The following is an 18,595-nucleotide window of genomic DNA, read 5'->3' as shown; positions in this document are numbered from 1 at the left end:
ACTGAGAACATTTTCATGAAGAACACATTATCACCAGTGCGCACAGCGTTGACTGCTGCCGCTCTGTTACTTGCAAGCACGAACCTTTTTGCCAACAACGCCCCAACCTCAGAACGAGTCGTCAGTGCAGGCAGCGCCGTTACCGAACTATTACTTGCGCTCGATGCGAAAGACAGCTTGGTCGCCGTTGATGTAACCAGTTCTTTGCCGCAAGGCATGGAGTTACCCGACGTTGGGTATCATCGCCGACTTTCAGCAGAGGGGTTGTTGGCACTGAGCCCAACCAAGTTAATTGGCTCTGATGAGATGGGACCAACTACCACCTTAAATCAACTAAAGTCGGCAGGTGTGGATGTCGAGATAGTCAATACAGAAGCCAACGTTAACGGGCTTTTGCATCGTATCGACCAGATTGCAACGATCATGAACCGTGAGTCTCAAGCAGCAAACTTGAAGCAAGAGGTAAAAACGCAAGTCGAATCTTTGCAAGCGAATCAGCCTGCACCTTCTGCTAAAAAGAAAGTGCTGTTTTTGCTTATTCACGAAGGTCGCCCAGCCAATGTTGCAGGCTTGGATACCACGCCAGACGCCATCATCGCGTTAGCAGGCGGTGACAATCCAGCAGCGAAAAAACTGACCTCTTACAAACCACTGTCAACCGAAGCGATGGTAGAGATGCAACCCGATGTCATTTTAGTTAGTGGCCGAAGCTATGAGACCATGGGCGGTGCAGACGCCATATTAAATGCGATGCCGTTACTTGCAGCAACACCAGCAGGCCAGACAAAGAACATCATCACCATTGATGGACACGCTTTGGTTGGCGGTTTGGGACTAAAAAGCCTGTCAGAGGCTAAACGTCTCAATACCTTGCTTTACCCATAGAGATTTTCGATGCTGTTACGACGTATTCCTTTATCAACCACGCTGATTACGCTGTCTGGATTTTTAGCGTTTATCGCCATTGCTTCTATAACCGTCGGCCCGATGAACATCAGTTTCACAGACAGTCTGCGCGGCTTAATTGGCGCACATTCAGAGCAGGCACCACACATTCAACTCGTTATCAATGAGATACGCCTACCTCGTACGATTTTGTGTATGTTCATCGGCGCAATCCTCGCCATTTGTGGGGTGGTCATGCAAGGGCTTTTCCGAAACCCATTGGCAGAACCCGGCATTATCGGGGTTTCTGCTGGGGCGGCGCTGGGCGGCGCTTTTGCCATCGTCGTTTTTGCTGAGTTTAGCCAAAACCATCCTCAACTCATGAACTTAGCAGCGTTGCCATTATTTGCTTTTCTGGGCGGTGCTCTGACAACGGTGCTGGTGTACTGGCTCGGTACGAACAAGTTTGGTACGTCCGTCACGATCATGCTGCTCGCTGGCGTGGCGATCAGTGCACTTTCAGGTGCCGCGATCGGCTTTCTCAACTTTTCTGCGGATGACCAAATGCTGCGCGATTTAACGTTGTGGTCGATGGGTTCGCTTGCGGGTGCAAACTGGGCAGGCATTGGCTTAGCTTCTGTGACTCTCGTGGTGCTACTTTTCTGGTTTCACAAAAAAGCCATGTCTTTAAACGCATTATTGCTTGGTGAATCAGAAGCTCGCCACTTGGGCGTTCCAGTACAAAAATTGAAGCGTCAGCTCATTCTGCTTTCCGCCGTAGGCGTTGGTGTCACAGTAAGTATCTGCGGAGCAATCGGCTTTATCGGTTTGGTTATCCCACATCTCGGACGCATGCTAGCAGGCCCTGATCATCGCACACTGTTACCTATTTCGGCGTTGTTGGGAGCTTTATTGCTGACCTGTGCAGACATGATCGCACGAGTGTTATTGGCACCAGCCGAATTACCTGTCGGAATCGTAACTGCGCTCATCGGTGCGCCATTTTTCATCTACTTACTGTTCCAGCAAAGAGGGAAGATTCTGTAATGAATCACGTGGTTTTATCTGGCCGGAATATTTCAATGAAATACGGCCATCGAGTAGTACTTGATAACATCAGCATCGATATTCGTGCCGGCGAAGTGACGGCGTTATTGGGGCCAAACGGCGCGGGGAAAAGTACACTACTTAAACTTCTGTGTGGTGAGATTCCATCACACAACGAGATTGACTATTTTGGCGAGCCTAAAGAAGCCTGGAAACCTGAAAACATAGCAAAGCACCTCGCCATGTTGCCCCAGCACAGCACGCTCACTTTTCCATTTTTGGCACGAGAGGTGGTCGAACTCGGTGCGATCCCTTTGTCACTTTCAAACAAAGAAACGACTGAGCTTGCCCTACACTACATGCAAAAAACCGATGTTCTGCACTTAGCGGAAAGCTTGTACCCTGCCCTCTCAGGCGGAGAGAAGCAACGTTTGCACTTGGCTCGAGTGCTAACGCAACTGCATCAATCTGGTGACAAAAAGATTCTGATGTTGGACGAGCCTACGTCGGCACTGGATCTCGCCCACCAGCACAACACGCTTAAAATTGCTCGTGAGGCGGCAAAAGCGCAGAACGCTGCGGTGGTTGTCGTATTGCATGACTTGAACTTAGCCTCACAATACGCAGACCGACTTGTGTTGCTCCATAACGGCAAACTTGTATGCGATGACAACCCTTGGCAAGCCCTAACGCCCGAACGTATTGAACAAGTTTATGGGTATCGATCTATCGTGACAAAACACCCGACTCTGGACTTTCCTCAAGTCCACGCTGCGGCATAGCTTAAAGAGGCGCAGAGCCTCTTTAAGAAGCGCTTTCGAGCACTAGCCAGTCTGCCACTCACTTGTTTAAATTTCCCCTCAGAAACGCAAAAGCCCCGCTAATAATTAGCGGGGCTTTTTGTAATTTTTGATTATTTGCTCATTTGAATCAGCGAGCGTCCAATCAACCATTCCAGTTCTTTATCTCCACCTGAGCCAAACTGGCTTTCTACCATCTTGTACAGACGATCAATGCCATTTGCTGCAAATTCGTGAGCGCTTTCAGACGTAACAATGTGATGGAATAGTAGTCGTAAAATCGCTAAGAATTCAGAGTCTTCTAAAGCTTTAATCCAGCTCTGTGAAAACGCATCTAAACCTTTTTCGAACTCTAGATGTTCGATAAACATTTTAAAGATACGACCATCTAGTGCTGCGGTGAAGTCCGTTTTCTTAGGAAAATGGTGGCTAATACCTGTACGCGATACACCTGTCTGCTGACTCAACGTCGTGTACGACATTTTGTCGTAACCAAGTCTTAGCAATTGATCAACAACGGCATCCATGATCTTCTGGATAGTGATTTCGGTATCTTCTTTACTACGCTTTGGCATACTTTAAGCTCTTCTCTTTGTAAATCCATCTAACTCACAATTAAATGAGGCCAGAATGAAATCATCCTCAGCATTATGTACTGTGCTTTCCTAACGTAACGTAACGTAACGTAACGTTAGGCCCTCAATCATAACGAAATTGCACTGCGTAACGTGCAATTTACGGTGATATTTGTGTCAATACACGTCGCTTAAAATCAGGCGAAAAGTGAATTGCATCAAAACCTTGCGCCAAATTATTCATTGAAACTATTCAAAGACCAAGAATGATAATTATGTAGAAATAATCAATCAAGAAATAGTCTTATAAATTTACCCCTAGTTCAACTGGCCTGACCCAAATCTCGTTAGTATGTTGGTTAATTGCTCTTAAATGTTGATACATATCACATTAACGTTATTGTTGACTTACTCACCCAATCGTTAACCGGCAATTAACAAAACAACATACTGTTGTATTTTTATACGAAACTGCTCATTTTTGTAGATACAGATCAAATACCTGCTAGAATACCCTTAGTTTTTACAAGAGGATTCGTTATGAGTGTCGAATTAGAAGAAAGCCAAGTATGTGAAGCTTGTGGCTGTGCTGGTGAGATTGGTTTCATCATCAAAGAAGGCGACGAGGTTGCTGACGTAACGATTTTCGCAGAGACTAAAGATGCATTAGAGTCTGAGTTAGCGAAATACATCGAACTAGCTAAATCAGTCTGCGCTGGCGTTGAATACAATGTGTCAGAGCTGACAGAAGAATCTAAAGAGCTAACCGCTCGATTCAAGTTTGAAGTAAGTGCAGAAAAGCTTATTTTTGAACTGAAAACTCGCTCTCTAGCGCGTTAATTCAATTTAAAGCGAGCAACGAGCTCGCTTTATTCTTATCTAAATCACTTCTTTTGCTTCAACACGACCCACTTTAACGACCCATTGGTTTCGTAGTCGTTTTCATCAGAGCACACCAAAAGCACATCATCGACTTTGATTACCGCACCAACGGTATAGGCTTTATCTTCGTAGTAACAAATTCGCTGGCCTATTTTACCATCAGCAACCACCAAAGCCTTTGACTCCGGCGTACTGTAAGATTTGGCAAAAACTGAACCAGACAATAGCGCGACCATGGCGCTCAGAGTAAAAATAGAAACTCTTTTAAACTTCATGAATATCCCCTTATGCCCGAACAATACTAGCAAGGAAGTATTTCAGGTTCTTGGCAGAATCTCATATTCTAGCAATTTGTTCTTACTTCTAATTCTCAGATATTCCTCCACGTCGTTACGAACAACGGCGAGTTAAGTTCAGGCCGATATAGCCGTCACTGACTCTTTAGGTTATGCTTTTGTCGTTTTTATTGGAAAGTAATCGTTATGCGTTTCATCCCTTTCGCCCTTGCGTTAATTGCATTTAGCTCGTCTCCTAGTGCTTACGAGCTCGATTACTATTCCAAATTTGGCCATATCGACAACTATGGCAATCTAGATCTTCGAAACAAGCCATACACTGAACTCCCATCTGGCTTGGTCATAAAAGGGAATGTGGACATTTCCCAAACGCCAATTACTCAGCTGCCTAAGGGCTTAGACGTTGGTGGCAGCTTAGACGCGAAAAATAGCGCTCTGAAAACAATCAAGTCGGGCGTAAGAATCAAAGGTTACGCTAACTTACTAGGTAGTAAGATTGAAAGCTGGCCCAAAGGGGTAAAGCTGGGAGGGTATTTGAACCTGACCGATACTCCGTTAAAAACACTTCCGGCAAAACTTCGAGTAAAAGGTGATTTGAGTGTGATCCGAACGCCACTGAAAGCGCTACCAGAAGGCTTGGTGGTCGATGGCAACCTCTACATTGGTGGTTCGGCCCTGACCGAGTTTCCCGACACAATGACGGTAAAAGGCAACATCTTTTTGGGTGGCAATAAGATAATCAAGTGGCCAAAGAATCTGACCTTAGGTGGCGCAGTCGCGCGCTAATTGGATAGACAAAAAGAGATACGCAGAGACAAAAACACCTCGTTCAATACGAGGTGTTTTGCATTGGAGTAGTTGGAATGCGCCCAACTCATTTGGGCAGCATACGCAGCGACTAATCTTGGTTATTTACTGGGTTAGCGTAGCTCGCAACAAGATACGGTCTTGCGCCTTCTGGTAGCTGTTCTAGCTTATCAGCAAGCTGACGTTTCACCGCTTCTGTGATAATGCTTGAATCTTCACGACCTGCAGCAAGCAAGTTGATCGGATACAACTTATAGTTCTCGTGGATCTGACGGTCGATTTCATTCGCTAGCGATTCAGGCGTTTCAAACTCTTGCTCAACCACGTCACCAAATGCCACATGAACACGACCTTTGTAACCAACAATGCCTTGGATGATGCTTTCGATGTCTTCAAACTCGCCTTTTTCATAACGGCCGTTTTCTGCTTTCTCAAATAGCTCTTTTGCCTTAGCGATGTCACATGGATCGTTCTCGTAAGCAATCGAGACCGGCACAATTTTTAACGAGCGCATGTACTCACCAAACGCGACCTTTTGCTTGCGACCTTCAACATGGAACATTTTTAGGATCGCAGGATCTGTAAAATCGTTACCGTCTTTCGCGCGCCCTTCTTTTTGAGCAATCCAAATAGAGTTGCCCGTATCCAGCGAGTGTTTGATGTAGCCAGACAACTGTCCAAGCGCTTTCATCATCTCTCGTGGCGCTTTTGCAGAACGCTTAACAATAAAGCTCTTGTTCAAACGCATCAGCTCTGTCGCACACGGTTTTTTCAGCAAATTATCGCCGATTGCAATACGCACAGTGCGGTGACCACTTTGGTACAAACCGTAATTAACTAAAGCGGGATCCATTGCGATATCGCGATGGTTAGACACGAATAAGTAGGAGGTGTTTTTATCCAGTTTGTCTAAACCAGAGAACGTGACGCCATCCGTTGTCTTATTCAACGTATCTTGAAGGTATTTTTTCACCTCGATTTGGATCGCTTCTACGGAGTCAAGTTTGCTCCACTTCGCTTTTAGGTAAATGCGAAGGAACGGACTCATGAGCGTTTTGAACCATTTCGCTTTGTTTTCAAAACGGTGATCGAGAATCGCAGTGATAAATTCATCATCTTGGATTAGACGATCCAGCGCTGCTGGAATTTCTTCGTCATTGTAAGGACGAATTTCAATATAAGGATCGGTATTGGCAGTCATTATTCATTACATATCAAAAAAAGCTGGCACATTTTACGCATAGTTTTGCTGTCTCGCAGCATTTCAACCCATACTTTTAACATGGTCATACCAGTTAGGCTACAATTTCTCATGCTAAAAATTACGGTTAGCTGGTTGGAATCGTTTAGGTTTAGCGTTACCCTTAGCGCCCCAAAAACACTGGTGATCATAATGAACTACGCTATTGAATTTCACGACGCTAATTACCCTTTTCTGAACGTTGCCGCGCGTAAAAAATCGCTAAAGCACAGTTTACTGTCTGTCGTAAGCGGATTAGCGATCATCAAATTGGGTAAGCAAGAGTATGCCATTGAACCCGGCCAGTATTTTTGGATTCCTCAAGGATGTTTGAGCTCACTCACTTTTTTACCTAACACTCATGTCCATCGTTGTGATTTTTCTGTGCGTTTGAATGATGCATTTGCTCAACAGGCCGGTTTTATCAAACCATCGATTTTGCTGAAAGCCTTAATTGAAAAGCTGGCGAAGACGGAGACGCGTTCTGATATCCAGTTAGATTTGCTCGCTGTGGTTAAACACGAAGTACTGGCGATTTCACCAAATCTATCAAACTCGGCACTCAGCCTGGCAATCAATCAGTGGAAGCCAGGATGCGAAGCTCGCATTTCGAGAGAGCTTTGTTTGGTGCTTACGCTGCGCGAAGCAAGAAAAATGAAGTTGTCTGGGAAAAAGGAATCTCAAATTGTTGAGCACTTGTTTGCTGGCAACACAGAAGAATACGAACAGCTTTGCTTTTTAGTGTTTGGTGAGGCGCTATAAGTCAGCGGTGTATAGCGTTTTCTCACACGAGACTCACACAAGATCGAAAAGGGCGTACTTTGCGGTACGCCCTTTTCTTATTCTTTGCCTCACGTAGGGTCACATATTTCCCCAAGCAAACCCAAGCACGACACACATCGAACGATTGGTGAAAACGATGAACTAAAATGGCACTTCAATTTGCATCATCCAGTCGGCGTCGTAATACTCGTGCCAACGATAGTCGAAGCGCATTCTTGGCTCACCATCAGCTTTATTACCAAAACCGATGCTGAACATGAGACCATGGCTGCGAAGCCACTCTTCTGTGGTCATTTTGTTTTCTTCTTCACGTAGCTCTTCTGGCATCCAAATACCAAGACCAAAATAGTTTTTGTCTACGTTTTGAGTAAGAAACGGAATGTCTTGCGATTTGATTGCCCACTCTTCCCAGTAGTTTTCTGTTGGTCCTTCTGCTGTCGCTTCAGCAGCATACCAATCTAAGGTATCGGTACTAAGCACACCAACAGTATCAAAAATTTCTTCACAGATGGGTATGGTGTTGTCTTCAAACACCACGGAGCGATCAGAAAGATAGTTACATGCGGAGTTAGCTTGCGTCACCACAAGCAGCGCACATGCACTAAATACGGCTACTCTGACCATGAAAACCGACCTCTTATTTACCAGATAATGTTTCTCTATATAAGCCTTCGTTGAGCAACAGTTCACTGACAGTTGGTGTCGTATAGGTGCTGATATCTTTGCCTTCTACGAGTGCATTGCGGATATCCGTACTTCTGATTTTAACTTTTTCTGGGCACGCCATGACAGTCCAACGTTCCGTAATTTCTTCCGCCTTATAAAATTTAGCAAATTTGAAGAAATTATCCGGACCAATGACAAAAGTTATATCGGCAGTTGGGTAGATTTCTTGAATTTTTTCTAATAACGCATAGGTCGTCACACTTTGTCCCGGTTGGTACAAAGCTTGCTCTAGGTCTGAGCGTTGAACATTAGAAAGCCCCATGTCCTTGATAAAGGCATCAACCAGTTTGCACCGAATTGGGTAATCCAACATATTCTTGCCCCATGCATGTGCAATGCTAGGTTCGAGTAGCACGAGATCGAAGTGGCTCAGAGACTCAATAACGCTCTTGTGACCTAAACTAGGAGGGTTAAATGCGCTACCAAAAATGGCGATTTTTTTCATATCCGGTGATTACCTGGTTGAAGAGAGTTTTCTAATCTGATGAATTCGGTATGATACTACTAATCTTTAGAGCTTTTGACACTAAAGCGACGTTTACGAGCCTTAATTGAATGGTTTATCACCATTTTATTTAGCTCGATAACGACGTCACACTGTTTGATCTTTGGTGAATGACCACTCGAAGCAGTTTTTGTGTCTAAGATATTTGCAGGAAAAGGAACCCTAAATGGAACAATCCATCCGTGACGAAATGCGTGTATTGCCGTCAATTGACCCGCATTTCGAAATTAAACGCCGTATTGCTTTTATTAAGCGTAAGCTACAAGAAGCAGGTTGTAAGTCACTTGTGCTTGGCATCAGTGGCGGTGTTGACTCAACCACGTTAGGTCGCCTTGCCCAACTTGCTGTAGACCAACTTAACGAAGAAACTGGCAGCAACGATTACCAGTTTATCGCAGTACGTCTGCCTTACGGTGAGCAAAAAGACGAAGATGAAGCGCAATTGGCGTTGTCATTCATTAAACCTACGCATTCTATCTCTGTGAACATCAAACAAGGTGTTGATGGTATGCATGCCGCTTCTAATGTTGCACTAGAAGGCACAGGGCTAATGCCAGAAGACGCGGCAAAAGTAGACTTTGTAAAAGGTAACGTAAAGGCACGTGCTCGTATGATCGCTCAATACGAGATCGCTGGTTACGTCGGTGGCTTGGTGTTAGGTACTGACCACTCTGCAGAAAACATCACTGGTTTCTACACCAAATTTGGTGATGGCGCGTGTGACCTTGCCCCTCTATTTGGTTTGAACAAACGTCAAGTGCGCGAAGTAGCCGCAACGTTGGGCGCGCCAGAGGTGTTAGTGAAGAAAGTGCCAACCGCAGACCTAGAAGAACTGGCACCGCAGAAAGCAGATGAAGATGCACTAAACCTAACTTATGAGCAGATTGACGACTTCTTAGAAGGTAAGCCAGTTTCTCAACAAGTTGTCGATCGTTTGGTTTCGATTTACAAGGCAACTCAGCACAAGCGTCAGCCAATTCCAACGATTTACGACTAAGTGATCTTTTTTGCTCGCTTTTAAAACTCCAAACGCTGCTAAAATTAGCAGCGTTTTTTGTTGGTTAGTGACCGCACCTTCTCGGTTATTCCGTTACCGTGACATCCGTTTCTGGAATCGCGCAACACGCCAATACCGTTCCCATTGCGCGTTCTTCATCCGTCAAGGCTGGTACATCTGGGTGATGAACTTGTCCTGATGTGAGCTGTACCTTACACGCACCGCACAAGCCAGCACGACAGCTATTGCTCACTACTTTCCCTGCATCTTCAATCTGATCCAAAAGCGTTTTTTGATTGTTGCCTTGGATCTTCAAGCCATTGAATTCAATCTCAACCTCTTTTTCTGGTCTTGCTTCCACAGCAGAAACACCAAAGGCTTCTTGATGATAATGCGCCTCTGGCAAACCTTTCTTCAACAATAAGTTCTTGGCTTTTTGCATGAAACCGTCGGGCCCACAAACAAACACTTGGCGTTGTTCAACGTCTTTGATTTGCTTGATATGAGACAGACTTAAACGCCCTTTAAGACCAAACCAATCCACCGCTGGTTGCGTTAAACAGATTTTCACTTCTAGCCCTGAATGTTCGCGTTTTAATTGCTCTAACTCTGAGCGACATGGAATATCCTGCTCAGTACGGCATTGATGATAAAACACCACGTCATTCAGTTGATTGTGATCTGCAAGATAGCGCACCATCGACAGCATTGGAGTAACACCACTGCCCGCCGACAGCAATAGTAGCGGCTGCGCATCATGCGTTTTAAGGTGGAACTGACCATCTGGGTTTTCTGCCTCTAATACATCACCGACTTGTAGGTTGTCTAACAAGGCATTCGACACGCGGCCACCCGCAATACGCTTAACGGAGATAGCATAGCGACCAGGGCGAGATGGGCTAGACGATAAGGTATATCGACGACCAATTTTCTTACCATTGATATCCACCTCAATCGGCAAATGTTGGCCCGGTAAGTAGTTTGGTAAAGAGCCTTTGCTCGGTTCTAGCCATAAGGTCACGAAATCTTGAGCAATCTCTTCACGCTCAACACACGTCAGCGTCATTCGCACAGGTGAGTTGTCCGGATAAAATTCCGGCTCCTTATATTCGAGCACTTCAACTTTATCGCCTTGGCGAATAATGCCCTCATTGCGCGCCACAAGGTTTTGTCCAAAGAACACACCACCTCGTTCATTGGCGCGGAACTGTTGCAACGTTTTGAGCGGCTCTTTGCTTTCACGGAAAGTGCCACGTTGAGTATTGATCGTGGTAAGAATACAACGCTCACAAGGTTTGAGAGATTCGAATTCCACTTCCCCTATTCGGATGCGCTTCCAAGAATCTTCTTCAAATGGCTTGGTATCAGATACGACTAAGTTTGTGCGGAACTGATCCATGGAGTGTTGCTCAGAACTTCTTTTGTTCAATTCCTCTAGCGAAGCTTGGCTGATCACCAACACTGGATAGCCGTCAGCAAAACTCACATTTTGTCCCAGGCTTTCACGGACACGATTGGATTGTTCACCGCTAAAAAGCAACTCTACGCGCTGTCCCAATACCTGACTAAACCAATCATCCGCATCATCGGTAGTCGTGTAAGCGGTGAAGGTATCTTTCCAAACCGTTGCGGGTGTTTCCTGCATTTTGAAATCTTGATAACGGATTTTAAGTGGCTCCATTCCCAAGCTACTGAACACCACCCCATCGGCAAGCAACGCTGATTTCACGGTTACCATTTGAGGGGACTTTCGCGCAGTGATCATCGAACCATCGGCTTTGGCAATCATAAAACGACGGTCAAAACTCAACCCTTGTTTTTCTACCCATGCGGACGAAAGCGACACACCTCCGACTGATTTAACCGGAAAAACATTGATTTTGGATAAAACGGGTTGCGACATAGCCTTCTTCCTACGGGTGATCTTTAATTGTTGCAGTATTGTATACCTAAATGACATTAAGATGCAGATTCACGCATTAGCATTTATCCCAAAATCAATCCTTTAAGAGAGAAAACGGCTTGTATTTACTGAGATGCCTTTACTACACTCAGAATTCACATTTTTTAACACTGCTCTGACCAAATACTATTTGATAAAGTGTGATACGAAACACATAATGCGCCATATTTTTGACGACACCCATTCATTGACTTGGAGCTTTACCTATGGATACAAAAAAACTGATTCTAATTTTGCTGTGTATCTTTCTTCCACCGGTAGCGGTTTACATGGAAAAAGGTCTGAATAAAGACTTCTTCATCAACTTGATCCTAACTTTCTTCTTCTTCCTACCAGGTACGATTCACGCACTTTGGTTAACGATGAAGTAACCACTTACACTCCTACTCTGTAGAAAAGTGAAAAATGGGATGAAATGTGAGGGCAATTCCTCTATCATCCTGTCGCCTAAGCGCAAGCGTTTGCTCCAAAAGGCAAATGCAGCGTTTAGGCTCCAATCAGACAACTTTTCAATGGTGGGAGCAATTAATGACAACACTGACTATTACTCGTCCTGACGACTGGCACGTTCACTTACGCGATGGTGAAGTTCTAAAAGACACCGTTCGCGATATCAGCCGCTACAATGGCCGCGCGCTGATCATGCCAAACACCGTCCCACCTGTTACCAATACCGAAATGGCACTTGCCTACCGCGATCGAATTCTGAAAGAGCAGCACGGCGAACAATTCGAACCTCTGATGGCGCTTTACCTAACCGATAACACCACGCCAGAAGAGATTCGCGCAGCAAAAGCAACCGGTAAAATTGTCGCAGCGAAGCTTTACCCTGCAGGTGCAACGACTAACTCAGATTCTGGTGTGACCGACGCGAAGAACATTTACCACGTTCTCGAAGCCATGGAAGAAGTCGGGATGTTGCTTTTGGTTCATGGAGAAGTCACTCATCACCACGTTGATATCTTCGACCGAGAAAAAGAATTCCTTGATACCGTCCTCGCTCCTATCGTTAATGACTTCCCTAATCTTAAAATCGTTCTAGAACATATCACCACCGCCGACGCAGCACAGTTCGTTAACAACGCGTCTGATAATGTTGCCGCTACCATTACTGCTCACCACCTTCTTTTCAACCGCAATCACATGCTTGTCGGTGGCATTAAGCCTCATTTTTACTGCTTACCGATTCTAAAGCGCAATACCCACCAGCAAGCGCTAATCGAAGCCGCAACCAGTGGTAGCAAAAAGTTTTTCCTAGGTACTGACTCTGCTCCGCATGCAAAAGGCGCGAAAGAATCGGCTTGCGGTTGTGCAGGTTCTTACACTGCGCACGCGGCGCTAGAACTTTATGCAGAAGTCTTTGAAAAAGAAGGCAAGCTGGAAAACTTGGAAGCGTTCGCAAGCTTCAACGGTCCCGATTTTTACGGTATTGCGCGCAACGCAGATACGGTGACGCTAGAAAAATCAGCTTGGGATGTTCCTGAATCCATGCCATTTGGCAACGACATCGTTGTGCCTATTCGTGCAAACGAACAAATTGAGTGGAAAGTGAAGTAATCGCTTCACGTAAATAACGTGCATAAAAAAGGGCCATGACGTTCTCCGCATTAGAGACAGCATGGCCCTTTTTCATTTGATATGTGGATTATTTACCGCGAAGCTTTTCTACCACCGCCCATACAGCAACCACAATCAAACCCGCTACAAAACCGATTATGCCGTTAAGCAAAATAGGCAGAATCGCTGTAGCAACCGAATGACCACTAAAGTTCATAATAATCGGTTCTACAAAGTGGTGAATGGCGGGTACGTTGTGCACTACAATCCCGCCACCGACTAAAAACATCGCCGCAGTTCCCACAATCGTTAACAACTTCATCAGCTTTGGTGCAAAAGCAACTAAAGCACTGCCAACTTTCGCCATCCAGCCCTTACCTTTTGAGCGAATTTCAAGGTAAAAGCCCAAGTCATCCAATTTCACGATGCCTGCTACTAAGCCATAAACACCAATGGTCATGATGACTGCAATTAAGCTCACCACTAAGATTTGCGTCACAAGACTCGCCCCAGTCACGGTGCCCAACGCAATCACAATAATTTCCGCTGAGAGAATAAAATCGGTTCGAATCGCACCTGCAACTTTTCGCTTTTCGTAATCCTCTAACGACTCGCCCGTGTCCACCAACTCTTCTTTTTCTTCATGGGGATGTGAGTGTGGAAACAGTTTTTCGAGTACTTTTTCAGCCCCTTCAAAACAGAGAAACAAACCGCCGATTAGCAGCAATGGCATGATCAACCAAGGAATAATTGCGCTAATCAATAACGCAGAAGGCACCAAAATCAGTTTGTTTTTAAATGAACCTTTGGCCACCGCCCAAACTACTGGAATTTCTCGCTCAGATGCGACACCCGAGACCTGCTGAGCGTTCAACGCTAAATCATCACCCAATACACCTGCGGTTTTTTTTGCCGCCATTTTTGACATCAACGCAACATCATCCAATACCGCGGCAATATCATCCAACAGTGTGAGTAAACTTGCTCCAGCCATTTTTTATCTCTTATATGAAATTGAGTAAGTAACAAAATGTAACACTATTAAATCCCTTGGCAAAGTGATGATTTTGCAAAGAATACCGTCACAATTGGTGTTTTGTATTGCCGATAAGATAAGACAGGTCTAGTCTTGTCATACCTTTCAGCACACAAAAGAAAAAGTATAGATGAAAAGCGGATACTCTTACCCAATCGGTACCCCAGGCCAACCTTGGGGCGAAGCAGAACGTAAAGCGTGGCTGGCACAGCGCGAAGTAAAACGCAGCTACCAAGAAGAAGTAGTCAGCAAAATTGATGCGTTACGCGACCGTTTCGATGTAGAACAATATGGTGCGCTTTCTTACGACCAAGCTCGCTTCCCACTGTTTTGCATCAAAACACGTAACTGGGACTCAGCAAAACCGATTGTTCTTGTAACTGGCGGTGTGCATGGATACGAGACCAGCGGCGTACACGGCGCGCTAAAATTCGTAGCAACAGAAGCAGAGCATTACGCAGAGCACTTCAATATTGTGGTGGCACCCTGCGTGAGCCCTTGGGGTTACGAAGTGATCAACCGTTGGAATCCAAACGCGATTGATCCAAACCGCTCTTTCTATGCAAATAGCCCAGCGGAAGAGTCAGCCAACTTGATCAAGCTCGTATCGACATTGAGCGACGTGTTAATGCACATTGATTTGCACGAGACGACAGATTCTGACGAAACTGAGTTTCGTCCTGCCTTAGCTGCTCGTGATGGTATTGAGTACATTGAAGGTATGATCCCAGATGGCTTTTACACCGTGGGAGATACTGAAAACCCTCAACCTGACTTCCAAAAAGCAGTCATTGAATCGGTAGCAAAAGTGACTCACATTGCACCAGCAGATGAACACGGCGAGATCATTGGTTCACCAGTCGTACAATTTGGCGTTATCAACTACCCAATGGTGAAACTGGGTCTGTGTGGCGGCGTAACAAATTGCGTTTACGGCACCACCACAGAAGTTTACCCAGACAGCCCGAAAGTAACGGACGAAGAGTGCAATGATGCACAAGTCGCTGCTGTTGTGGGTGGTCTGGATTACGTCCTCGCTCAGCTATAACAAGCGATTCTTATATTGCTCCGGTGTCATGCCGGAGTATTTCTTAAACATCGCGATAAAAGGGCTGGCTTGATTGTAACCTAACGTCAGCGCGACTTCTTTTACGGTTTGCCCTTTGCGTAGCAACTCCATCGAGTGTAAATACCGCACACGTAAACGCCACTCAGTAAAGCTCATTCCTAACTCACTCTGGCAATGTCTCGCTAACGTGCGCTCTGTGGTATGCACTTTTGCCGCCCACTCCGCCAAGCTGATTTCATCGGTTGGCGATTCTTCTACCGCTTTTAAGATTGGCTGAAGATATTTGTTGTCGGTTGTCGGTAAAAAGTGATGTTCCACTTCTTGTTTCGCCAGTTGATCCAACAACACTCGCACCAAGCGTTTGTCTTCATCGCTCTGCGCGACGTTAATGTCACGCTGACGAAAGTCCTCAATGATGGCAGAAACGATGGGTGTGACTTTGATTAAACTGGTTTTGGTTGGAAAATGCGCCGTCAGCTCTGGAGCAATATTCAATGAGCAATATTCGATTGGTTTTCGGTTGTAGCTGGTATGACGAATGCCCGCTGGCACCCAAATTGCCAAATGAGGTGGCGCTAAAAATCGTGTGTCCTCCGCATCCATTTCCAAAATCCCACCGCTGATCAACTGCACTTGCCCCCAAGGATGGCTATGAATCCGGGTTTCCGTATTGGAAAGAAACGCTTCAAAATTCATAAAAACATCCGATGGCGCACGATCAATTGATAATGAAGGATGAAGATTTCTCGCACTCTTTTTCAAAATTGTCTTCCTATCGCTTACGATGTCTTTTAAGAGATACTTTTCATTATAAAGACCTGTCAGACTAGCGCCATCAATTATTGTGCGATGAGGTTCTCATGGTTTATTTGCTTCCGTTTTTTACTGTCATGATTTGGGGTGGAAATTCTATCGTAAACAAAATGGCGGCAAGCACGATTGAACCTAGCGCAATGAGCTTCTATCGTTGGTTTGTTGCGATGCTTCTCCTAACGCCATTTTGCTTGCCAGCCGTAATCAAACAGCGTCATGTGATTCGCCCATACCTGACTAAACTGGCATTTTTAGCCCTACTCGGCATGGTACTTAACCAGTCGTTAGGCTACTACGCAGGCTTGACTACAACGGCTTCAAACATGGCGCTGATTACGTCATTAGTGCCTTTGATCAGCGTGTTTTTAAGCGTCCCTCTATTGGGTAAATCGGTTTCTATGTTAAGCATTGTCGGTGGGGTAATTTCACTTGGTGGTTTAGCATTTATGCTTGGGCACGGTGACGTCACCTACTTCTTGCATCAAGATATGACGCAAGGCGACAGCTTAATGTTACTGGCCGCGTTAGTTTATGCCGCATATTGTGTGCTTTTAAAACGTTGGAAGATGCCATTTAACAGCCTAACATTGGTTTACATGCAAGGCTTCTTCTCTGTCATCATGCTGACTCCACTGTGGCTTTCAAGCGAACAACTGCTTCCTAGCCAAGAGGCGCTTCCACTGATCGCTTATGCTGGTATCGCAGCGTCTATTTTCGCTCCATTGATGTGGGTAAAAGCAATAGATTTGATTGGCGCAGACTCCAGCGCCATGTTCATGAACTTAATGCCTGTGGTCTCTGTCGCCTTAGCGTCAACACTGCTCGGTGAAGAGATTCACGTGTACCATATTATCGGCGGCTTGATGGTTATCTCCGGCGTGATTCTGTCGCAGATAAAAGTACGGAAGAAGCAAGATCTTATGGTATCCGAATCGTTGACAACTACAACTCGTTAATTTGTTGGCCCCCTCCCTCTTCTAAAATCGGCTCGTTGATACGAGCCGATACTCATTGCTTAGTTAAGAACCCATAATTCGGGAGTGCAGCCAGTCTTTTAGCTCCGCTCGATTATGCTTGAGCACATTCATGGCGTGGTCGTCTATCGGGCTGCCTTGCAGCTCTAATACACGAATCTCTTTATCGAGTGCGTTATAGTTTTTAACGTTTTCAGCAAATGATGCATCGTTTTGGCTAAGCTGAGTGATGGTATCCAAATGTTCTGGGAATTCATGGGTTAATGAGTGATTTTCACCTAACATAGAGACCTCTTGAGTGGCGTTATTGATGTTTGTCTTGCTTGTTTTTTAAGCAATTCAACATTAACCATAGCACTTCATTCGGGGTGATATCGTCGAGTTGACCACACTTTTACGCAACGTATTTAATTTACAATATCTTAACTATTTGGTATTCAAAAGCCCCCGTCTCCTGCGCAAAATCTTATCATTTTCTACTACATTTAATAGACTTCCCACTAAGAAGGTAACCCCAATGAACACCATAAAATTCAGCCTAGTTGGTGCAGCGGTGGTAGTAGCACTCTTTGGCTGTAACTCTGACAGTAATACCATCACCACGACAACTCCTGTCACTCTATCCGTCTCTGATGCGCCGATAGACGACGTTTCCGAAGTGGTCATCACTTACAGCAAAGTCGCTTTCCTTCCTCTTGATGGCGGATCACCACAAATTTTTGAGGTGTATAAAACCGATGAAGAAGGCAATTACGTGGATGAAAACGGCGATCCAATTCCTGATGGTGAAGATCCTCTGCCGTTAAGTGTTAACTTGCTCAACTATCAAGGCAGTGATGTTCAAGAGCTGGTTGAAGATGAAGTGATTCCTTCTGGCAACTACAAGTTGTGTGTGTTTGCCAATGATGGCGATCACCCCGACTACCCATCGTATGTGATTGACGAAGCGACAGGAAATCAAATCCCACTGACCGTCAAAGGCGATGGTGCTTGCCCTCAAGGCGTGGGTAAAGAGCCTAACTCTGGGGTATTGTTCTTTAACAACACCTTTGCGGTTAATCCTGATAACAATGAATTCGTAGTCGAGTTTGATCTGCGTCGAGGCTTAAAAGACGGAACGGGTCAAAACGAAGGGTACAGTATTCAACGCACTTCGGTGACCTTGATCAACACCGTTACGACAGGTGAAATTCAGGGCGATGTCGCCGCACAAACCTACGCAGATTGCGAAATTGATACGTCCAGTGCAAACGACTATGCGCACGCCGTTTACTTATATGAAGGCAGCGTCGCCAAAGAGGACATGGGGCCATTTGCTGGCGAAGACGGAAAAGCCACACCAATTGCAGCAGCCAACGTGGTTCCAGATATGGAGCAAGTCAATTACGAATACGAGTTTGGCTTTGTAGAACCCGGCACCTACTCGGTTGGCTATACCTGTACTGCAAATGATGACTCTGAAGAAGGTATTGTCGCCGGAGAAACCTTCAGTATTTATCAAGCAACAAGTGGGTTAACGGTATCGGCTGGTGCCGATACGGATGCCAATTTCTAGCCACCACCTATCAAGAGATTCTAAAAATAAGGCAGCGCTTGTTTTGGGCTCTGCCTTTTCGTTCCATGCGACTGCATTCTTTTCG

At 45.3% G+C, this 18,595-nt stretch carries 21 protein-coding genes; 12 read left to right on the top strand and 9 right to left on the bottom strand.

The window, feature by feature from the left end; translation table 11 throughout:
* Nucleotides 1-15 precede the first annotated feature (15 nt).
* From DYB02_RS22395 to DYB02_RS22385, 3 genes are read left to right on the top strand one after another with little or no spacing between them, the layout of a single operon-like run.
* Nucleotides 16-885, top strand: coding sequence for a heme/hemin ABC transporter substrate-binding protein (locus DYB02_RS22395; protein WP_029804941.1), 870 nt, complete (start codon nt 16-18; stop codon nt 883-885).
* 9 nt (nt 886-894) lie between these two features.
* Nucleotides 895-1,932 carry a FecCD family ABC transporter permease gene (locus DYB02_RS22390; protein WP_029804944.1) on the top strand — a complete coding sequence of 346 codons (1,038 nt, stop codon included), beginning with the start codon at nt 895-897 and terminating at the stop codon, nt 1,930-1,932.
* Entirely contained in the window at nt 1,932-2,714 is a 783-nt protein-coding gene (locus tag DYB02_RS22385) for a heme ABC transporter ATP-binding protein (RefSeq protein ID WP_021450666.1), read from the top strand. The genes DYB02_RS22390 and DYB02_RS22385 overlap by 1 nt, the downstream gene beginning before the upstream one ends.
* Before the next feature lie 131 nt (nt 2,715-2,845).
* On the opposite strand, the gene DYB02_RS22380 is transcribed toward DYB02_RS22385, so the two are convergent.
* Complete coding sequence (locus tag DYB02_RS22380; RefSeq protein WP_005481342.1) at nt 2,846-3,307, bottom strand: TetR/AcrR family transcriptional regulator; 462 nt, start codon at nt 3,305-3,307, stop codon at nt 2,846-2,848.
* 540 nt (nt 3,308-3,847) lie between these two features.
* On the opposite strand from DYB02_RS22380, the gene DYB02_RS22375 reads away from it, so the two are divergent.
* Nucleotides 3,848-4,147, top strand: a complete 300-nt coding sequence (locus DYB02_RS22375) for a YfcZ/YiiS family protein (protein ID WP_005488152.1) — start codon at nt 3,848-3,850, stop codon at nt 4,145-4,147.
* Between the two features lie 44 nt (nt 4,148-4,191).
* Here DYB02_RS22375 and DYB02_RS22370 read toward each other — a convergent pair whose 3' ends face one another.
* Nucleotides 4,192-4,464 (bottom strand): YnjH family protein, encoded by a 273-nt coding sequence (locus DYB02_RS22370; protein ID WP_029806479.1) that lies wholly within the window; start codon nt 4,462-4,464, stop codon nt 4,192-4,194.
* A gap of 207 nt (nt 4,465-4,671) precedes the next feature.
* Between DYB02_RS22370 and DYB02_RS22365 the strand changes: the two genes are divergently transcribed.
* Nucleotides 4,672-5,271, top strand: coding sequence for a hypothetical protein (locus DYB02_RS22365; RefSeq protein WP_029806477.1), 600 nt, complete (start codon nt 4,672-4,674; stop codon nt 5,269-5,271).
* Nucleotides 5,272-5,383: 112 nt separating this feature from the next.
* Here the strand turns inward: DYB02_RS22365 and DYB02_RS22360 are convergent, their stop codons facing one another.
* Entirely contained in the window at nt 5,384-6,493 is a 1,110-nt protein-coding gene (locus DYB02_RS22360) for a 1-acyl-sn-glycerol-3-phosphate acyltransferase (protein WP_005498187.1), read from the bottom strand.
* A gap of 192 nt (nt 6,494-6,685) precedes the next feature.
* Here DYB02_RS22360 and DYB02_RS22350 point away from each other — a divergent pair, with 192 nt between their 5' ends.
* Nucleotides 6,686-7,294, top strand: coding sequence for a cupin domain-containing protein (locus DYB02_RS22350; RefSeq protein ID WP_021452487.1), 609 nt, complete (start codon nt 6,686-6,688; stop codon nt 7,292-7,294).
* A 162-nt stretch (nt 7,295-7,456) separates the two neighbouring features.
* Here DYB02_RS22350 and DYB02_RS22345 read toward each other — a convergent pair whose 3' ends face one another.
* Together DYB02_RS22345 and DYB02_RS22340 are read right to left on the bottom strand one after the other, a co-directional pair.
* The gene (locus DYB02_RS22345) at nt 7,457-7,939 is read right to left on the bottom strand and encodes a hypothetical protein (protein WP_029805668.1); all 483 of its coding nucleotides are present in this window, start codon (nt 7,937-7,939) and stop codon (nt 7,457-7,459) included.
* 13 nt (nt 7,940-7,952) lie between these two features.
* Complete coding sequence (locus DYB02_RS22340; protein WP_025521448.1) at nt 7,953-8,486, bottom strand: nicotinate-nicotinamide nucleotide adenylyltransferase; 534 nt, start codon at nt 8,484-8,486, stop codon at nt 7,953-7,955.
* A 226-nt stretch (nt 8,487-8,712) separates the two neighbouring features.
* On the opposite strand from DYB02_RS22340, the gene nadE reads away from it, so the two are divergent.
* Complete coding sequence (nadE, locus tag DYB02_RS22335; RefSeq protein WP_029805664.1) at nt 8,713-9,543, top strand: NAD(+) synthase; 831 nt, start codon at nt 8,713-8,715, stop codon at nt 9,541-9,543.
* Between the two features lie 85 nt (nt 9,544-9,628).
* On the opposite strand, the gene DYB02_RS22330 is transcribed toward nadE, so the two are convergent.
* Entirely contained in the window at nt 9,629-11,446 is a 1,818-nt protein-coding gene (locus DYB02_RS22330) for a hybrid-cluster NAD(P)-dependent oxidoreductase (protein WP_029805662.1), read from the bottom strand.
* 266 nt (nt 11,447-11,712) lie between these two features.
* Here DYB02_RS22330 and DYB02_RS22320 point away from each other — a divergent pair, with 266 nt between their 5' ends.
* Both DYB02_RS22320 and pyrC read left to right on the top strand, forming a co-directional pair.
* Nucleotides 11,713-11,877 (top strand): YqaE/Pmp3 family membrane protein, encoded by a 165-nt coding sequence (locus DYB02_RS22320; protein ID WP_005480188.1) that lies wholly within the window; start codon nt 11,713-11,715, stop codon nt 11,875-11,877.
* A 157-nt stretch (nt 11,878-12,034) separates the two neighbouring features.
* Nucleotides 12,035-13,063, top strand: coding sequence for a dihydroorotase (pyrC, locus tag DYB02_RS22310; RefSeq protein WP_005480191.1), 1,029 nt, complete (start codon nt 12,035-12,037; stop codon nt 13,061-13,063).
* An 88-nt stretch (nt 13,064-13,151) separates the two neighbouring features.
* Here the strand turns inward: pyrC and DYB02_RS22305 are convergent, their stop codons facing one another.
* Nucleotides 13,152-14,057, bottom strand: a complete 906-nt coding sequence (locus DYB02_RS22305) for a DUF808 domain-containing protein (protein WP_025533645.1) — start codon at nt 14,055-14,057, stop codon at nt 13,152-13,154.
* 172 nt (nt 14,058-14,229) lie between these two features.
* On the opposite strand from DYB02_RS22305, the gene DYB02_RS22300 reads away from it, so the two are divergent.
* Entirely contained in the window at nt 14,230-15,147 is a 918-nt protein-coding gene (locus DYB02_RS22300) for a M14 family metallopeptidase (RefSeq protein ID WP_025580229.1), read from the top strand.
* Here the strand turns inward: DYB02_RS22300 and DYB02_RS22295 are convergent.
* Complete coding sequence (locus tag DYB02_RS22295; RefSeq protein ID WP_017447919.1) at nt 15,142-15,930, bottom strand: AraC family transcriptional regulator; 789 nt, start codon at nt 15,928-15,930, stop codon at nt 15,142-15,144. The genes DYB02_RS22300 and DYB02_RS22295 overlap by 6 nt on opposite strands.
* 98 nt (nt 15,931-16,028) lie before the next feature.
* Here DYB02_RS22295 and DYB02_RS22290 point away from each other — a divergent pair, with 98 nt between their 5' ends.
* A complete protein-coding gene (locus tag DYB02_RS22290) occupies nt 16,029-16,937 on the top strand; it encodes a DMT family transporter (RefSeq protein WP_025553637.1) in 909 nt (302 codons plus the stop codon).
* 63 nt (nt 16,938-17,000) lie between these two features.
* Here DYB02_RS22290 and DYB02_RS22285 read toward each other — a convergent pair whose 3' ends face one another.
* Nucleotides 17,001-17,240 carry an HP1242/YdcH family protein gene (locus tag DYB02_RS22285; RefSeq protein WP_005479911.1) on the bottom strand — a complete coding sequence of 80 codons (240 nt, stop codon included), beginning with the start codon at nt 17,238-17,240 and terminating at the stop codon, nt 17,001-17,003.
* Between the two features lie 232 nt (nt 17,241-17,472).
* Between DYB02_RS22285 and DYB02_RS22280 the strand changes: the two genes are divergently transcribed.
* Entirely contained in the window at nt 17,473-18,510 is a 1,038-nt protein-coding gene (locus DYB02_RS22280; RefSeq protein WP_025638494.1) for a DUF4382 domain-containing protein, read from the top strand.
* Nucleotides 18,511-18,595 lie beyond the last annotated feature (85 nt).

This window comes from Vibrio parahaemolyticus (genome assembly GCF_900460535.1).
Taxonomy (GTDB): domain Bacteria; phylum Pseudomonadota; class Gammaproteobacteria; order Enterobacterales; family Vibrionaceae; genus Vibrio; species Vibrio parahaemolyticus.
This window is presented reverse-complemented; position numbering and strand designations above follow the sequence as displayed.

What these genes read in the sequence shown, in the direction of transcription:
- DYB02_RS22350 (WP_021452487.1), top strand. Translation starts at nt 6,686, where the DNA reads ATGAACTACGCTATTGAATTTCACGACGCTAATTACCCTTTTCTGAAC.
- DYB02_RS22395 (WP_029804941.1), top strand. Translation starts at nt 16, where the DNA reads ATGAAGAACACATTATCACCAGTGCGCACAGCGTTGACTGCTGCCGCT.
- DYB02_RS22305 (WP_025533645.1), bottom strand. Translation starts at nt 14,057, where the DNA reads ATGGCTGGAGCAAGTTTACTCACACTGTTGGATGATATTGCCGCGGTA.
- DYB02_RS22280 (WP_025638494.1), top strand. Translation starts at nt 17,473, where the DNA reads ATGAACACCATAAAATTCAGCCTAGTTGGTGCAGCGGTGGTAGTAGCA.
- pyrC (WP_005480191.1), top strand. Translation starts at nt 12,035, where the DNA reads ATGACAACACTGACTATTACTCGTCCTGACGACTGGCACGTTCACTTA.
- DYB02_RS22320 (WP_005480188.1), top strand. Translation starts at nt 11,713, where the DNA reads ATGGATACAAAAAAACTGATTCTAATTTTGCTGTGTATCTTTCTTCCA.
- DYB02_RS22375 (WP_005488152.1), top strand. Translation starts at nt 3,848, where the DNA reads ATGAGTGTCGAATTAGAAGAAAGCCAAGTATGTGAAGCTTGTGGCTGT.
- DYB02_RS22390 (WP_029804944.1), top strand. Translation starts at nt 895, where the DNA reads ATGCTGTTACGACGTATTCCTTTATCAACCACGCTGATTACGCTGTCT.
- DYB02_RS22345 (WP_029805668.1), bottom strand. Translation starts at nt 7,939, where the DNA reads ATGGTCAGAGTAGCCGTATTTAGTGCATGTGCGCTGCTTGTGGTGACG.
- DYB02_RS22300 (WP_025580229.1), top strand. Translation starts at nt 14,230, where the DNA reads ATGAAAAGCGGATACTCTTACCCAATCGGTACCCCAGGCCAACCTTGG.
- DYB02_RS22360 (WP_005498187.1), bottom strand. Translation starts at nt 6,493, where the DNA reads ATGACTGCCAATACCGATCCTTATATTGAAATTCGTCCTTACAATGAC.
- DYB02_RS22340 (WP_025521448.1), bottom strand. Translation starts at nt 8,486, where the DNA reads ATGAAAAAAATCGCCATTTTTGGTAGCGCATTTAACCCTCCTAGTTTA.
- DYB02_RS22290 (WP_025553637.1), top strand. Translation starts at nt 16,029, where the DNA reads ATGGTTTATTTGCTTCCGTTTTTTACTGTCATGATTTGGGGTGGAAAT.
- DYB02_RS22330 (WP_029805662.1), bottom strand. Translation starts at nt 11,446, where the DNA reads ATGTCGCAACCCGTTTTATCCAAAATCAATGTTTTTCCGGTTAAATCA.
- DYB02_RS22285 (WP_005479911.1), bottom strand. Translation starts at nt 17,240, where the DNA reads ATGTTAGGTGAAAATCACTCATTAACCCATGAATTCCCAGAACATTTG.
- DYB02_RS22370 (WP_029806479.1), bottom strand. Translation starts at nt 4,464, where the DNA reads ATGAAGTTTAAAAGAGTTTCTATTTTTACTCTGAGCGCCATGGTCGCG.
- DYB02_RS22385 (WP_021450666.1), top strand. Translation starts at nt 1,932, where the DNA reads ATGAATCACGTGGTTTTATCTGGCCGGAATATTTCAATGAAATACGGC.
- DYB02_RS22365 (WP_029806477.1), top strand. Translation starts at nt 4,672, where the DNA reads ATGCGTTTCATCCCTTTCGCCCTTGCGTTAATTGCATTTAGCTCGTCT.
- DYB02_RS22380 (WP_005481342.1), bottom strand. Translation starts at nt 3,307, where the DNA reads ATGCCAAAGCGTAGTAAAGAAGATACCGAAATCACTATCCAGAAGATC.
- nadE (WP_029805664.1), top strand. Translation starts at nt 8,713, where the DNA reads ATGGAACAATCCATCCGTGACGAAATGCGTGTATTGCCGTCAATTGAC.